Origin of the sequence: Ralstonia pickettii (assembly GCF_030582395.1) — a bacterium.
Taxonomy (GTDB): Bacteria; Pseudomonadota; Gammaproteobacteria; order Burkholderiales; family Burkholderiaceae; genus Ralstonia; species Ralstonia pickettii_D.
In genome coordinates, this window is record NZ_CP104381.1 from 1,275,766 (window position 1) to 1,290,216 (window position 14,451).

Consider the following 14,451-nt stretch of genomic DNA (forward strand, 5'->3'; position numbering starts at 1 on the left):
GACGCGGGGCAGTCGAACGGAGGATGACCAAAAAGGCCGAGCCATTTCATATGGCGGGGTCATCGGTTTTCCGTTTGCTTTCCCTGATTTCTAAGGCTAAATTCTCGAGACATGGCGCTTGGTGTCTGCAAATCCAGGCGCCATTGGCGTCATTTGGACGCGTCTGGCTGACTCTTTTGACGAACTTTTTTTGCGTCGACTGCTTGAACCCGGGCTTCCGAGCCCCATAACCCATCACTAAACCTATAAATCTGGAGTGTGCCATGAGCAACAAAGGGCAATTGCTACAAGACCCGTTTCTGAATGCGCTGCGTAAGGAGCATGTGCCGGTGTCGATCTACCTCGTCAACGGTATCAAGCTGCAAGGCAACATCGAGTCGTTCGACCAATACGTCGTGCTCCTGCGTAACACCGTGACGCAGATGGTGTACAAGCATGCGATCTCCACCGTGGTGCCGGCCCGTGCCGTGAATTTCCGCGTGGACGAAACGCCTGACGCCTGATTCTGCCTCGCTCCCGCCGCCCTCTGCGCGGCGGGACGCACCCACCCCGTTTCTCCCTTCCTTATTTCCCCGTTTGGCATCCCATCCCACCTCCAGCTCGGAGCCGACGCGCGCTATTTTGGTCGCCGTCGATTTCGGCAAACACGATTTTCAGGAAAGTTTGAGCGAACTGGCGCTGCTGGCCTCCACGGCCGGTTCTGAACCGGTGCGCGCGGTCACGGGCAAGCGTTCCAGGCCCGACGCTGCGTTGTTCATCGGGGCTGGCAAGGCCGAAGAGGTGAAGATCGCCGCAGATGAGGAAGACGCGGAGATCGTCATCTTCAACCACGCGCTCAGCCCCGCTCAGCAGCGTAACCTCGAACGCTTTTTCGGGCGCCACGTGGTGGACCGGACCGGCCTCATCCTCGACATCTTCAGCCAGCGCGCGCAGAGCCACGTCGGCAAGGTGCAGGTGGAGCTAGCACGCGTGCGGTACCAGGCGGCCCGTCTGGTCCGTGCATGGAGCCACTTGGAGCGTCAGAAGGGCGGTGTCGGCTTGCGCGGCGGCCCGGGCGAGCGTCAGCTCGAACTGGACCGCCGGATGCTGGATGAGCGTGCCAAGCGTCTGTCGTCCGAATTGGACAAACTCCAACGTCAGCATGACACGCAGCGCCGTTCGCGCAGCCGCAACGACGCATTTTCTGTCTCCCTGGTCGGCTATACCAATGCCGGTAAATCGACGCTCTTCAACGCGCTGACCAAGGCACGCGCGTACGCTGCCAACCAATTGTTCGCCACGCTGGACACCACCTCCCGCCGGCTGTACCTCGAGGGGCTGGGCAATGTGGTCCTGTCGGATACGGTGGGTTTTATCCGTGATTTGCCGACGCAGCTGGTGGCCGCCTTCCGCGCCACGTTGGAAGAAACCGTGCACGCCGACGTGCTGCTGCACGTGGTGGACGCCGCCAGCACCGTCAAGCACGAGCAGATGGAGCAGGTCGATCGCGTGCTGGATGAAATCGACGCCAGCGGCATCCCGCAAATTTTGGTGATGAACAAGATCGACGCGGCGGAGGAGCTGCGTGCTGCCGGTCCGCGCATCGAGCGCGACGAAACGGGTGCCGTGCGGCGCGTGTTCGTCTCTGCCATCGAGGGCACCGGGCTTGATCTCTTGCGCGAGGCGCTGGTCGAGACCGCAATCCGGCTGCGTGAGCACCCCGCGTCGCATGGCGGCGATTTCGATCCGCGCTTCGATACTCGCCGGGATCTGCTGCCGGAGCACCGTGACGAACTGTCGCAAAGCTTGCCGAGCAGCGGTTCTTCCGCCAAAGGTGACGAAGAGGGCTGATAGAATGGCCCGCTACTTCTCCATAGTCAGACAATCAGGACAAGCCCGACCGCTCATGCCCGAGATTTCGACCCAGTCTTCTTCCATGGCCTCGCCGCGCCCGGCGCGAGGTTTGTGGCACCGCCTGCGTGTGCTGCTTTCGCTGAACGATCCGCGCTGGGGTCGCGGCGATGACAACAACGCCGAGCGCGAAGACAAAGACGAGCCGAAGCGCCAAAGCAAGCCGCCCCAGGATGGCCCGCCCGACCTTGACGAGTTGTGGCGCGACTTCAATCGCCGTCTGAACAACCTGTTTGGACGCAAAGATAGCGGTAACGGAAACGACGGCCCCACGCCGCTGCGTCCGGGTAGCGGCCGCGGTGGCTCTGGCTTGGGTGTCGGCGTCCTGCTGGCAGTGCTCGTGGGCCTGTGGCTGGCCAGCGGTTTCTTCATCGTTCAGGAAGGCCAGACTGGCGTGATCCTGCAGTTCGGTCGTTTCAAGTATTTGGCAACGCCGGGTATCAACTGGCGCCTGCCGTATCCGATCGAATCGCACGAGATCGTGAACCTGTCGGGTGTGCGTACGCTTGAAATCGGTCGTACCACCCAGATCAAGGACACGAACCTGAAAGACTCCTCGATGCTCACGCAGGACGAGAACATCGTCGACGTGCGCTTCTCGGTTCAGTACAACATTGCCAACCCGGTCGATTACCTGTTCTACAACCGTACGGACCGCGGCGGCGATGAAGAACTGGTGACGCAGGCGGCCGAGACGTCGGTGCGCGAAATCGTCGGCCGCAACAAGATGGATGCGGTTCTGTACGAAGGACGCGATGCCGTTGGCCGCAACCTGGCCGAATCGATCCAACGCATTCTGTCGGCTTATAAGACCGGCATCCGAATCCTCAGCGTCAACGTGCAGAGCGTCCAGCCGCCCGAGCAGGTGCAGGCCGCGTTCGATGATGTGACCAAGGCAGGCCAGGATCGCGAGCGAGCCATCTCCGAAGGTCAGGCTTACGCCAATGACGTGGTGCCGCGTGCCAAGGGTACGGCAGCCCGTCTGGGTGAAGAGGCGCAAGGCTACAAGGCACGCGTCATCGCTCGTGCGGAAGGTGATGCGGCCCGCTTTGCCTCGGTGCAGCACGAGTACGCAAAGGCGCCGCAGGTCACGCGCGATCGCATTTATCTGGAAACCATGCAAGACATTTACGCCAATTCGACGAAAGTCTTGGTCGACCAGAGCAATGGCAGCCTCTTGTATTTGCCGCTGGACAAGCTGATCGCGCAAACGCAGTGCGACACATCGCGCCCGGCTCCCGCGCCGGGTGCTTCTGCGCAGGACAGCGGGTCTGCCCAGGGCGTGCCGACCCCCTCCAATCCGTCACCGGCCAATGACGCAGACTCGCGCTCGCGCGAAGCACTGCGCAACCGTGACCGCGATTCGCGCTAACAGGAGGGCATTATGAATCGTCTGATTTCTGCCTTCGTGGCGCTGGTCATTGCCCTGGCGGTGTTCTCGTCGGTGGTGTTCGTGGTGGATCAGCGGCAGTACGCCGTGGTGTTCGCCTTTGGTGAAATCAAGCAGGTTATCAAGGAGCCCGGGCTGCACTTCAAGCTCCCGCCACCTCTGCAGAATGTGGTGTTCATGGATAAGCGACTGCAGACCATCGATGTGGCTGGCGCCGATCGTTTCATCACGGCGGAGAAGAAGAACCTGCTGGTCGACTGGTTCGTGAAGTGGCGCGTGTCGGATCCGCGGCTGTTTTACGTGAGCTTCAAGGGCGATAATCGCCTCGCGCAGGACAGCATGACGCAGAAGATCAACTCGATCGCCCGCGATGAGTTTGCGCGCCGCACGGTGTCCGATGTGGTGTCGACGGACCGTGAAGCTGTGATGCAGAGCATCCTCAAAGGCGTGCAGGAGTATGGCAAGTCTGTCGGTGTAGACATCATCGACGTGCGTCTGAAGCGTGTCGATCTGCTGGCCAGCGTGACGGAATCGGTGTACCGCCGCATGGAGGCCGAACGGAAGCGCGTGGCCAACGAGCTGCGTTCGACCGGGGCCGCAGAGGGCGAAAAAATCCGCGCCGATGCTGATCGTCAGCGCGAAGTTGTTCTGGCTGATGCCTACCGCGATGCGCAGAAGATCAAGGGTGAGGGCGATGCCCGCGCCGCTGACATTTATGCCGAAGCGTTCGGCCGCGATCCGCAGTTCGCTGCATTCTGGCGCTCCATGGAAGCGTACCGCGCATCGTTCCGAGATCGGAAGGACGTGCTGGTGCTGCAGCCGAACAACGATTTCTTCAAATACATGCGCAGCCCGAACGGCGGCAACTCCGCGGCGGCACCGGCTGCCCAGACCGGGCGCCATCGCTAGTACAATGCGTCGCTGATCATTTGAGGCGGACAGACCCCGGCTTGCCGGGGTTTTGTTCGTTCGCCAACCGCATCCATGGAAGAGTCACTCCCCGACGTTCTGCTCGCAGCGTGCGCGCTGGTGCTCGTATTCGAGGGCATCCTGCCGTTCGTGGCGCCGCACGCCTGGCGACGCGCATTCCAGACGCTGACCGATCTGCCCGACGAAAAGCTTCGCGTGATCGGCCTGGTGTCGATGGCGATCGGGCTGATCCTCCTGCGGTTGTTGCATCGCTAGCGCACTTCGTGCGTTTTTACCTAATTTCCGCCGTACCAAGACTCCCGAGCGAGACCGTCATGCCGACCAATTGGCTGCTGCCTGAATCCATTGCTGATGTGCTGCCTTCAGAGGCGCGCAAGATCGAAGAGTTGCGCCGCTGCATGCTCGACCTGTTCCGCACCTACGGCTACGAACTCGTCATGCCCCCGATGCTGGAATACATCGAGTCGCTGCTTTCCGGCACGGGGCATGATCTCGATCTAAAGACGTTCAAGCTGGTCGATCAACTCTCCGGTCGCACCATCGGCCTGCGCGCCGACATCACACCGCAAGTCGCCCGGATCGATGCTCACTTGCTGAACCGCGCCGGCGTGACGCGCCTGTGCTACGCCGGTTCGGTACTGCATACCCGTCCGAGTGGATTCCACGTCACGCGAGAGCCGCTGCAGATCGGCGCCGAAATCTATGGCCATGCCGGCCTTGAAGCCGATCTCGAAATTCAGGAATTGATGCTTGCCGCCTTGTCGGCGGCGGGTTTGGCGGATGTGCGCCTGGATCTCTGTCACGTTGGCGTGGTAGCGGCGTTGCTGGAGCAGTCGCCGATAGCCGCGCGCATTCAAGACGAGCTTTTCACTGCACTGGCCGCTAAGGACGTACCGGCTCTGCGTGCCGTCACGGCGGAGCTTCCGGCGGCTCAGCGCGACGCCATCAATCTGCTGCCAGCGCTGTATGGCGGCGCCGAAGTGCTCGATCTCGCGCGCAAGCGGTTGCCGGCGTTGCCCGCGATCGGCCGCGCCCTGGACGACTTGGCTACGCTGGCCGAGCGTGCCCGCGGTGCGGCCGTAAACATCGATCTGGCCGATCTGCGTGGCTACCACTACCACAGCGGTGTGATGTTTGCTGCCTATGTAGCCGGTGTGCCGAATGCCGTGGCGCGCGGCGGCCGGTATGACAAGGTCGGGGAGGCGTTTGGCCGCGCCCGGCCGGCGACAGGCTTTTCACTGGACCTGCGCGAAGTCGCCGGTATCTCGCCAGTTGAGGCGCGCGCTGCCGCCATCCATGCGCCATGGTCGGGCGATGCCAAGCTGCGCGAGGCCATTGCCGCGTTGCGGGCTGCCGGCGAGATTGTTATCCAGTCCCTGCCAGGCCACCCGGAAGATCTGGAGGAGTTCGCCTACGACCGGCAACTCGTCGAAGAGGGCGGTCGTTGGATCGTCAAGCCCCGCAACGCTTCGATCTGAAGTTGTTGCATAACGTTGTGTAAATACCCGGTAATTTCAGGGAAGCCCCTGGCAACAAGGGTAGAATACGTTTTTAACCCATCTGCAAATTCAACATGTCCGCACCAGCAGTGAGCCAAGGACGCAATGTCGTCGTCATCGGCACCCAGTGGGGTGACGAAGGTAAAGGGAAAATCGTCGATTGGCTGACCGATCATGCACAAGGCGTGGTTCGTTTCCAGGGCGGACATAACGCAGGCCATACCCTCATCATCGGCGGTAAGAAGACGATTCTGCGTCTGATCCCGTCGGGCATCATGCGCGACGGCGTCGCGTGCTATATCGGCAACGGTGTCGTGCTGTCGCCTGAGGCCCTGTTCAAGGAAATCGACGAGTTGGAAACGGCCGGCGTGCAAGTGCAGAACCGCTTGCGCATTTCGGAAGCGACCAACCTGATCCTGCCTTACCACGTGGCCATTGACAAGGCGCGCGAAGCCAAGCGCGGCGCCGCCAAGATCGGCACCACAGGCCGCGGTATTGGCCCGGCATATGAAGACAAGGTGGCCCGCCGCGCGCTGCGCGTACAGGATCTGTTCGACCCGGCTTACTTTGCCGAGCGTCTGCGCGAAAACCTGGATTTCCACAATTTCGTCCTGTCGCAGTACCTGAATCACCCGGCGCTGGATTTCCAGCAGACGCTCGACGAAATGCTGTCGTATGCAGACCGCCTCGCCCCGATGGTCACGGACGTGTCGGCCGAGCTGTTTGCCGCCAACGCTGCCGGCAAGAACCTGATGTTCGAAGGCGCGCAAGGCACGCTGCTCGATATCGACCATGGTACCTACCCGTTCGTGACGTCGAGCAACTGTGTGGCGGGCAATGCCGCTGCGGGCGCTGGCGTCGGCCCGGGCCAACTGCATTACATCCTTGGCATCACCAAGGCGTATTGCACGCGCGTGGGTTCGGGGCCGTTCCCGAGCGAGCTGTATGACGCGGACAATCCCGCGCGCCAAGACCCGATCGGCGTGCGTCTGGCCAATGTCGGCAAGGAATTCGGCTCGGTCACGGGCCGCCCGCGCCGCACGGGCTGGTTGGATGCCGCCGCCCTGCGTCGCGCGATCCAGATCAACGGCGTGTCGGGCCTGTGCATGACCAAGCTCGATGTGCTGGATGGCCTGGAAACGCTCAAGCTTTGCGTGGGCTACACGCTCGACGGCAAGCAAATCGACATCCTGCCGCGTGGCTCCGATGCTGTGGCGCGTTGCCAGCCGATCTACGAAGAATTTCCGGGCTGGAACACCTCGACCTTCGGCCTGAAGGAATGGGATGCGCTGCCCGAAACCGCGCAGGCTTACCTGAAGCGCGTCGAAGAAGTGGCGGGTATTCCGATCGCCATGATCTCGACCGGCCCCGACCGCGACGAGACCATCCTGCTGCGTCATCCCTACAAGGACTGACGCGCTGCGCCCCGATTCGCCCGGTGATTTGCCGGGCGAATTTGCATGGAGCGCCTGCTTTCCATAGAACACGATAGCGGCAACTCACGCCGCATTCACGATACAAAGAGGTACAGCATGAACCAGCCGATCAACGACGACTCGCATCTATGGGTGTCCTGGGATGACTACCACGGCCTGATCGAGCGCCTGGCGCTTATCGTGCATGAGTCGGGCTGGAAGTTCGACAAGATTCTGTGCCTGGCGCGGGGCGGATTGCGCGTTGGCGATCAGCTGTCGCGCATCTACGACCTGCCGTTGGCTATTCTGGCGACCAGCAGCTATCGCGAAGCTGCTGGCACGCAGCAGGGCGATCTCGACATCGCCCAATACATCACGATGACGCGTGGCGAGCTGTCGGGCCGTGTGTTGCTTGTGGACGATCTGGTGGATTCGGGTGTCACGCTGGAGCGTGTGGGGCGTCATCTGAAGGAGCGTTATCCGGCTGTGACCGACGTGCGTACAGCTGTGCTATGGCACAAGGCATGCTCGAAGATCAAACCGGATTACGCTGTGCAGTTTCTCGCAACCAATCCGTGGATCCATCAACCGTTCGAGGAGTACGACACGCTCCGCCCCCACAACTTGGCCGCGTGGATCAAGCGCGGGAAGGCGCGTTCGGCCGGTAACGGCGAAGCGTCGGCGGCCTGAGGCGTTGGTCGATTGCGTCGAGGCGCGAATGGAGTGGCGTGTGCGGCTTGCGTCGTGCGTGCCACTTCGGTAACCTGATGACACGGGCTGCAACGTGAGCCCGAAACCCGCGTACGGATTGGCTTTGCAGCATATGTCCAATACGAGCAGCGCGGTTGATCGAAGCGTGATGCGTCTCTCTGTGGATGCGTCGCGCTTCGAGCCCACCCAGCGTCTGGGGCAGGTGAGGTCGGTGATCCGGCTCCGCCCTGGCGTGATAGCCAAGACACAATGCACGTCGTCCTTCGCGGAATGTCGCGTCAGCTACTGAAAAACGATAATCCGGTCGCGGAAAAGAAAAACGGCGCAACTTGCGTTGCGCCGTTCCTGAACTCTGGTGCCCAGGAGAGGACTCGAACCTCCACGGAGTTACCCGCTAGTACCTGAAACTAGTGCGTCTACCAATTCCGCCACCTGGGCAGGTGTGCGTGTACCGAAGCTGTAATTATTACGGGATCCAGCGATCCTGTCAACACTCTAGAAGAAAAAATTGAATCAACCGACTTATCCGATCCCGAGCCGCGAGGAAATCCTCGGTGTGCTGCGCACTTCGGGGTCTCCGCTGTCAGCCACCGACATTGCCAAGGCGCTGTCGGTCACGCGCAAGGAGCATGACGGCTTTATCAAGCGTTTGACCGCCATGGAGCGGGATGGTCAGATCGAACTCAACCGCAAAGGGCGCTACGAACTGGCGCACCAGCCTAATTTCATCGAAGGTCGCGTCATCGGCCATCGCGATGGCTTCGGCTTTTTCGTCCGCGATGACGGTGAGCCCGATATCTTTCTGCCCGAGCGCGAGATGCAGAAGGCCATGCATGGCGATCGCGCCCTGGTGCGCGCCGTTGGCTACGACCGCCGCGGGCGCTCCGAAGGGCAGATCGTCGAGATCCTGCAGCGGGCCAACAAGCGCGTCATCGGCCGGTTGCTGTCGGAAGGCGGCACGCTGGTCGTGGCGCCGGAAGACAAGCGCCTTGGCCGCGACATCCTGATCGCACCGAAGGGGCAGGGCAAGGCCAAGGTCGGCCAAGTGGTGAGCGTGGAGATCCTGGAATATCCGGACCGCTACGTGCAACCGATTGGCCGCGTGGTGGAAGTGCTGGGCGAGATTGACGACCCCGGCATGGAGATCGAAATCGCCGTGCGCAAGTACGGCGTGCCGCACGAGTTTTCCGAGCCGACACAGCGAGAAGCTGAGGCGCTGCCCGACGTCGTTCGCGATGCCGATTTGGCGGGGCGCATCGACTTGCGCGACGTACCGTTGGTCACCATCGACGGTGAAGACGCGCGCGATTTCGATGACGCCGTCTATGCCGAGCCCGTCAAGATCGGCCGCACCAAGGGTTGGCGCCTGATCGTGGCAATTGCCGACGTGTCGCATTACGTGCGGCCTGGGCATCCGCTGGATGCCGACGCCATTGATCGCGCGACCTCGGTCTATTTTCCGCGCCGGGTGATCCCGATGCTGCCTGAGAAGCTTTCCAACGGTTTGTGCTCTCTGAACCCCGAAGTGGACCGCCTGTGCATGGTCTGCGATGCGGTGATTACTGCCAAGGGCGAGATCAAGGCCTATCAGTTTTACCCGGCGGTGATGCACTCGAAGGCACGTCTGACCTACAACGAGGTCTGGGCGATCCTGTCCAATGTGAAGGGCCCGGAGGCTGCCAAGCGCGCGCCGCTGGTGCCGCATCTGCAGGACCTATACGAGCTGTATCAGACGCTGCTCAAGGCGCGCCGCGAGCGTGGCGCGATCGACTTCGACACCACCGAGACGTACATCGTCTGCAACGCGCAGGGCAAGATCGAGCAGATCCTGCCACGCACCCGCAACGACGCACACCGGCTGATCGAAGAGTGCATGCTGACAGCCAACGTCTGCGCGGCAGAGATGCTGGAGAAGTACAAGCATCCGGCGCTGTACCGCGTCCACGCTGGCCCGACCGAAGAAAAGCTGCAGGCGCTGCGTGCGTTCCTGAAAACGAGCGGCTTGACGCTGGGCGGCGGCGACAAGCCGCAGGCGGCTGATTACGCCGAACTGATGGAAAAGGTGGCAGCACGCCCTGATGCCCCGATGCTGCAGACCATGCTGCTGCGCTCGATGCAGCAGGCGGTCTACAGCCCGGACAACATCGGCCACTTTGGGCTGGCGTATCCAGCGTATGCGCACTTCACGAGCCCGATCCGCCGCTACCCCGATTTGCTGGTGCATCGCTCCATCAAGGCGATCCTGCATCGCACGCGTTATGTGCCGGTGCTGGCACCAGGCGTGCAACTGAACAGTGCGCTCTCGCCAAAGGCGCGTCGCTTGCAAGCTGAAGCCGAGAAAGGCGTGCCGGCAGCGGTCGACAACAAGGCCAAGGTTGAAGCGATCTGGCATGAGCTCGGCGTGCATTGCTCGGCCAACGAGCGCCGCGCCGACGAGGCCTCGCGCGACGTCGAGGCGTGGCTCAAGTGCTACTTCATGCGCGACAAGCTCGGCAACGAGTTCTCGGGCACCGTCAGCGCCGTCACCTCGTTCGGCATCTTTGTGCAGCTCGACGAGCTGTATGTGGAAGGTCTGGTGCACGTGACCGAGCTGGGCAGCGATTACTTCCAATACGACGAAGCCCGCAATGAGCTGCGCGGGGAGCGCACGGGCATCCGCTATCGGTTGACCGACCGCGTGCGTGTGCAGTTGCTGCGCGTCGATCTGGATGCCCGGAAGATGGACTTCCGCCTGATCCAGGAGCCCTCGACCAAGGCACTGCGCCCAGCCAAGGTGACCGGCACACCAGAAGCTTCGGCTGCGCGGCAGTCTGCCGTGGCAACGCCGGCGCCGCCGGTGGGCCGCAAGAAACCCCGTCAATTGGCAGCATTGCTGGGCGGTACGGCCAAACCGGAGGAGTCGTTCGACGAGACGCTGGATCGCGTCATTGAAGAGCAGCCGGTGTTCGAGCCGGGCGGCCGTGCGCTGCCTCCGGGGCATGCTCACGCCAAGCCGGCTCGCAAGAAGCAGGCGACGCGCAGCACAAAGCCCAAGGGCAGCGCCAAGACCGCTGCCCCGCGCAAGGCAGCGGGCAAGCCCCCGCGCAAGACCAAGGGCCGTTAAAGCAGTTAGAGCGGTCAAAGCGGCCGAGGAGTGAGGGCAGACAGGTACAATCGCGCCATGTCTAAATCCAAGCTCCTCATCGGCTTTCATGCCGTTACCGCCCGACTGCGCCACGGCGCCAAGTCGATCGACGAAATCTACTTCGAGGCCAACCGCCGCGACCGCCGCATGCAGGATTTCCTGAAAGCGGCGGAAGCAGCGGGCGTGCGCCTCATCCCCGCCGACGCTGACCGGCTGCGCGGCATTGCCGGCACTGATCGCCACCAGGGCGTGGTTGCCAAGGCAGAGTCGCTGTCGCTGGCGCTCAATCTTGATGAACTGCTCGACGGCATCGAAGGCACGCCGCTGCTGCTGGTGCTCGACGGTGTGACCGATCCGCATAACCTAGGTGCTTGCCTGCGCGTGGCCGATGCGGCTGGCGCGCACGCCGTGATTGCGCCGAAGGACCGTAGCGTCGGGATCAACACGACGGTCGCCAAGGTGGCCAGTGGCGCTGCCGAAACCGTCCCATACATCACCGTGACCAACCTGGCGCGTACGCTGCGCGAGTTGCAGGAGCGCGGCGTATGGGTGATCGGCACGGCGGACGAAGCCGAGCAGGATCTCTATCAGGCAGACTTCAAGGGTCCCATCGCCATTGTGATGGGTGCCGAAGGCGAAGGCATGCGCCGGCTCACGCGTGAGACCTGCGACGCACTGGTCAGCATTCCGATGGCCGGTAGCGTGGAAAGCCTGAACGTGTCGGTGGCCAGTGGCGTGTGCCTGTTTGAAGCGGTACGCCAACGCGCGGCGGCACCTGCCAAGAAGTAATGAGTATCGAACCTTCGGCCGCGTTCGATGCGGCTGCACTGGCCCAGGCCCACGCCTGGATCGAGGCGGCCCAGCACATCATGGTGCTCACGGGCGCGGGCGTCTCGGCCGAATCGGGTGTGCCGACGTTTCGTGATGCACTGACCGGCCTGTGGTCACGGTTCAACCCGGAAGACATGGCCACCGAGGCCGCGTATCGCAAGCACCCGCGCATGGTCTGGGACTGGTATCAGGAGCGCCGCGAGCGCGTGCTGCAGGCGCAGCCGAATCCAGCCCATCTTGCGATTGCAGCGCTGGCCAGGCGCAAGACGGTGACGCTCGTCACGCAGAACGTCGATGGCTTGCACCAGCGCGCCGGCAGCGAAGGCGTGATCGAACTGCACGGCAACCTGTTTGCCAACAAGTGGTTGGGTGGCTGTGGCAAATGCGATATCGGCACCGCCGAGCCGGGCAGGCCGCCGCGTTGTGCGACGTGTGGCGCGATGCTGCGCCCGGGCGTGGTGTGGTTTGGCGAGCAACTGCCGCTGGTCGCGAACTACCGTGCTGAAGAGGCAGCCAACACGTGTGACGTATGCCTCGTTGTTGGCACGTCCGGCATGGTGTATCCGGCGGCCGGGCTGCCGGGGTTGGCAAAGGACCACGGCGCCAAGGTGATCGTTGTGAATCCAGAGCCGAGTGCGCTGGATGCAACCGCCGACCTGGTGATTCATCAGCCGGCGGGCGTGTGCCTGCCCGCCATGCTGGGATAAGGCCAGCGCTTTTTACGCCGCCACGCGCAGCGGCTCAATCAATGCCTCCAATTTGACCGCGTCCGCTGCAAACAGGCGGATGCCTTCGGCCAGCTTTTCGGTAGCCATGGCATCGGCATTCATGTGCCAGCGGAACGACTTCTCGTCAGCCGGCAGACGCACGATGTTGGCCGCATTGGCGTTGTCAGGAGAAAGCTTGCGTTCGACGGGCGCGTCGGACTGCTGCAACTGAGCGAGCAGATCGGGACTGATGGTCAAGAGGTCGCAGCCGGCCAGTTCGACGATCTGCGAGATGTTGCGGAAGCTCGCGCCCATCACTTCGGTCGGGTAGTCGAACTTCTTGTAGTAGTTGTAGATGCGCAGGACGGACTGCACGCCGGGATCGTTCGCGCCGCCTTGCGCGACCGGGTCCCAGTTGGCGCCGGCATCCTTTTTGTACCAATCGTAGATGCGGCCGACGAAGGGTGAGATGAGCTGCACGCCTGCTTCCGCGCACGCCACCGCTTGAGCCAGCGAGAACAGCAGCGTCATGTTGCAGCGGATGCCTTCTGCACGAAGCTGATCCGCCGCGCGGATGCCTTCCCAGGTCGACGCAATCTTGATTAGCACGCGCTCGCGCGCCACGCCCCGCGCTTCGTACAACGCAATCAGATGTTTGGCCTTGGCGACCGTCGCCTCGGTGTCGAACGACAGCCGTGCATCGACTTCTGTCGACACGCGGCCCGGGATGATCGACAGGATCTCGCAGCCGAATGCCACGAGCACGGCATCGATGATGTCTTCCACGCTATCGCTGCGGGCGTCACGCACGGCTTGCTCCAGCAGCGGGCGGTATTCGGCTTTCTGCACGGCCTTGAGGATCAGCGACGGATTGGTCGTCGCATCGTGCGGCGCGTAGGCCCGCATGGCCTGGAAATCGCCCGTGTCGGCGACTACGGTGGTGAACTGCTTGAGTTGATCGAGCTGAGTCATGAAGCGAGTCCGAAGTACGTTCCAGCGTTGCGCCGGAGATGGAGGGATGAATCGATTGTACTCCGCAGGTTTGGCTCCGCCAGCCGGCCGAGGGCCATCGCATTGATCCGGTACACTAACAGGTTTCCCGATCCCGACCGAGTTTTTGCGATGACGCAGGATGAACTGAAGGCGTTGGTGGCACAGGCCGCCGCAGACTACGTATTGGCCAACGTGCCCGAGGGCGCCGTGCTGGGTGTCGGCACCGGCTCGACGGCCAACCTGTTCATCGACGCGATGGCGCCGCACAAGGCGCGGTTCGCCGGCGCGGTGTCCAGCTCGGAGGCGTCGACTCGCCGCCTGCAGGGCCACGGCTTCACGGTGCTCGATCTGAATGAGGTCGATACTATTCCCGTGTACGTGGATGGCGCCGACGAGATCGACGCTTCCGGCGCCATGATCAAGGGCGGCGGCGGTGCGCTCACGCGTGAAAAGATTGTTGCCTCGGTGGCCAACGTGTTCGTTTGCATCGCTGACGGCAGCAAGCTCGTTGAGACGATGGGTGCTTTCCCGTTGCCGGTGGAAGTGGTGCCGATGGCGCGCGCCGCCGTGGCCCGCCAACTGGCTGCGCTGGGCGGTCAGCCGCGCCTGCGCATGACCAAGGAGGGCCAGATCTACAAGACCGATAACGGCAACGTGATTCTCGACGTGACCGGCCTGCGCATTGCGGACCCGAAGGGTCTCGAAGCGATCGTCAACGATATTCCGGGCGTAGTGACGGTCGGCCTGTTTGCCAAGCGCGGTGCAAATGTGCTGCTGCTGGGCACGGAAGCCGGCGTGCAGCGGCGCGACTTTTGACCGCCTAGTCCGCTGTTATGGAAAAGCTGCTCATGCAAATGGGCAGCTTTTTTTATGCCTGTTAAGGCACTTTGCAACGGTGCTGCGCAAATATGCCGCATACGCGCACGTTTGCATTCGCTATCTGATTGAAATGAGCCTTAAG

13 protein-coding genes and 1 tRNA gene are annotated in these 14,451 nt (G+C 62.5%); 12 read left to right on the forward strand and 2 right to left on the reverse strand.

What is annotated here, in order from left to right:
- Nucleotides 1-263: 263 nt before the first annotated feature.
- The 8 genes from hfq to N5B55_RS06245 all read left to right on the forward strand — a co-directional run bounded on the left by hfq (nt 264) and on the right by N5B55_RS06245 (nt 7,814).
- Nucleotides 264-503: an RNA chaperone Hfq gene (hfq, locus tag N5B55_RS06210; protein ID WP_065857657.1), complete on the forward strand. Its 240-nt coding sequence runs from the start codon at nt 264-266 to the stop codon at nt 501-503.
- A 73-nt stretch (nt 504-576) separates the two neighbouring features.
- The gene (gene hflX / locus N5B55_RS06215; protein ID WP_065857659.1) at nt 577-1,830 is read left to right on the forward strand and encodes a GTPase HflX; all 1,254 of its coding nucleotides are present in this window, start codon (nt 577-579) and stop codon (nt 1,828-1,830) included.
- A 55-nt stretch (nt 1,831-1,885) separates the two neighbouring features.
- Entirely contained in the window at nt 1,886-3,262 is a 1,377-nt protein-coding gene (hflK, locus tag N5B55_RS06220; protein ID WP_304539511.1) for an FtsH protease activity modulator HflK, read from the forward strand.
- Nucleotides 3,263-3,274: 12 nt separating this feature from the next.
- Nucleotides 3,275-4,189, forward strand: coding sequence for a protease modulator HflC (gene hflC, locus N5B55_RS06225; protein ID WP_012761776.1), 915 nt, complete (start codon nt 3,275-3,277; stop codon nt 4,187-4,189).
- 75 nt (nt 4,190-4,264) lie between these two features.
- Nucleotides 4,265-4,465, forward strand: coding sequence for a DUF2065 domain-containing protein (locus N5B55_RS06230; protein WP_178959942.1), 201 nt, complete (start codon nt 4,265-4,267; stop codon nt 4,463-4,465).
- Nucleotides 4,466-4,524: 59 nt separating this feature from the next.
- Nucleotides 4,525-5,688 (forward strand): ATP phosphoribosyltransferase regulatory subunit, encoded by a 1,164-nt coding sequence (locus N5B55_RS06235; RefSeq protein WP_304539512.1) that lies wholly within the window; start codon nt 4,525-4,527, stop codon nt 5,686-5,688.
- A 95-nt stretch (nt 5,689-5,783) separates the two neighbouring features.
- The gene (locus N5B55_RS06240) at nt 5,784-7,124 is read left to right on the forward strand and encodes an adenylosuccinate synthase (RefSeq protein WP_304539513.1); all 1,341 of its coding nucleotides are present in this window, start codon (nt 5,784-5,786) and stop codon (nt 7,122-7,124) included.
- 117 nt (nt 7,125-7,241) lie between these two features.
- Complete coding sequence (locus N5B55_RS06245) at nt 7,242-7,814, forward strand: phosphoribosyltransferase (RefSeq protein ID WP_065857669.1); 573 nt, start codon at nt 7,242-7,244, stop codon at nt 7,812-7,814.
- Between the two features lie 374 nt (nt 7,815-8,188).
- Here the strand turns inward: N5B55_RS06245 and N5B55_RS06250 are convergent.
- Nucleotides 8,189-8,273, reverse strand: a tRNA-Leu gene (locus tag N5B55_RS06250).
- A gap of 70 nt (nt 8,274-8,343) precedes the next feature.
- Here N5B55_RS06250 and rnr point away from each other — a divergent pair.
- From rnr to N5B55_RS06265, 3 genes are read left to right on the forward strand one after another with little or no spacing between them, the layout of a single operon-like run.
- Entirely contained in the window at nt 8,344-10,938 is a 2,595-nt protein-coding gene (rnr, locus tag N5B55_RS06255; RefSeq protein ID WP_304539514.1) for a ribonuclease R, read from the forward strand.
- Nucleotides 10,939-10,995: 57 nt separating this feature from the next.
- A complete protein-coding gene (rlmB, locus tag N5B55_RS06260) occupies nt 10,996-11,748 on the forward strand; it encodes a 23S rRNA (guanosine(2251)-2'-O)-methyltransferase RlmB (RefSeq protein WP_012761781.1) in 753 nt (250 codons plus the stop codon).
- Nucleotides 11,748-12,497, forward strand: coding sequence for an SIR2 family NAD-dependent protein deacylase (locus tag N5B55_RS06265; protein ID WP_304539515.1), 750 nt, complete (start codon nt 11,748-11,750; stop codon nt 12,495-12,497). Before rlmB ends, N5B55_RS06265 begins: the two co-directional genes overlap by 1 nt.
- A gap of 12 nt (nt 12,498-12,509) precedes the next feature.
- Here the strand turns inward: N5B55_RS06265 and tal are convergent, their stop codons facing one another.
- Nucleotides 12,510-13,469, reverse strand: coding sequence for a transaldolase (tal, locus tag N5B55_RS06270; RefSeq protein WP_012761783.1), 960 nt, complete (start codon nt 13,467-13,469; stop codon nt 12,510-12,512).
- A gap of 150 nt (nt 13,470-13,619) precedes the next feature.
- Here tal and rpiA point away from each other — a divergent pair, with 150 nt between their 5' ends.
- Nucleotides 13,620-14,306, forward strand: a complete 687-nt coding sequence (gene rpiA / locus N5B55_RS06275) for a ribose-5-phosphate isomerase RpiA (protein WP_178959946.1) — start codon at nt 13,620-13,622, stop codon at nt 14,304-14,306.
- Nucleotides 14,307-14,451 lie beyond the last annotated feature (145 nt).

Coding starts and splice junctions, on each gene's coding strand:
- hflC (WP_012761776.1), top strand. CDS start 3,275: ATGAATCGTCTGATTTCTGCCTTCGTGGCGCTGGTCATTGCCCTGGCG.
- N5B55_RS06240 (WP_304539513.1), top strand. CDS start 5,784: ATGTCCGCACCAGCAGTGAGCCAAGGACGCAATGTCGTCGTCATCGGC.
- N5B55_RS06265 (WP_304539515.1), top strand. CDS start 11,748: ATGAGTATCGAACCTTCGGCCGCGTTCGATGCGGCTGCACTGGCCCAG.
- hflK (WP_304539511.1), top strand. CDS start 1,886: ATGCCCGAGATTTCGACCCAGTCTTCTTCCATGGCCTCGCCGCGCCCG.
- rpiA (WP_178959946.1), top strand. CDS start 13,620: ATGACGCAGGATGAACTGAAGGCGTTGGTGGCACAGGCCGCCGCAGAC.
- hfq (WP_065857657.1), top strand. CDS start 264: ATGAGCAACAAAGGGCAATTGCTACAAGACCCGTTTCTGAATGCGCTG.
- N5B55_RS06235 (WP_304539512.1), top strand. CDS start 4,525: ATGCCGACCAATTGGCTGCTGCCTGAATCCATTGCTGATGTGCTGCCT.
- N5B55_RS06245 (WP_065857669.1), top strand. CDS start 7,242: ATGAACCAGCCGATCAACGACGACTCGCATCTATGGGTGTCCTGGGAT.
- tal (WP_012761783.1), bottom strand. CDS start 13,469: ATGACTCAGCTCGATCAACTCAAGCAGTTCACCACCGTAGTCGCCGAC.
- N5B55_RS06230 (WP_178959942.1), top strand. CDS start 4,265: ATGGAAGAGTCACTCCCCGACGTTCTGCTCGCAGCGTGCGCGCTGGTG.
- rlmB (WP_012761781.1), top strand. CDS start 10,996: ATGTCTAAATCCAAGCTCCTCATCGGCTTTCATGCCGTTACCGCCCGA.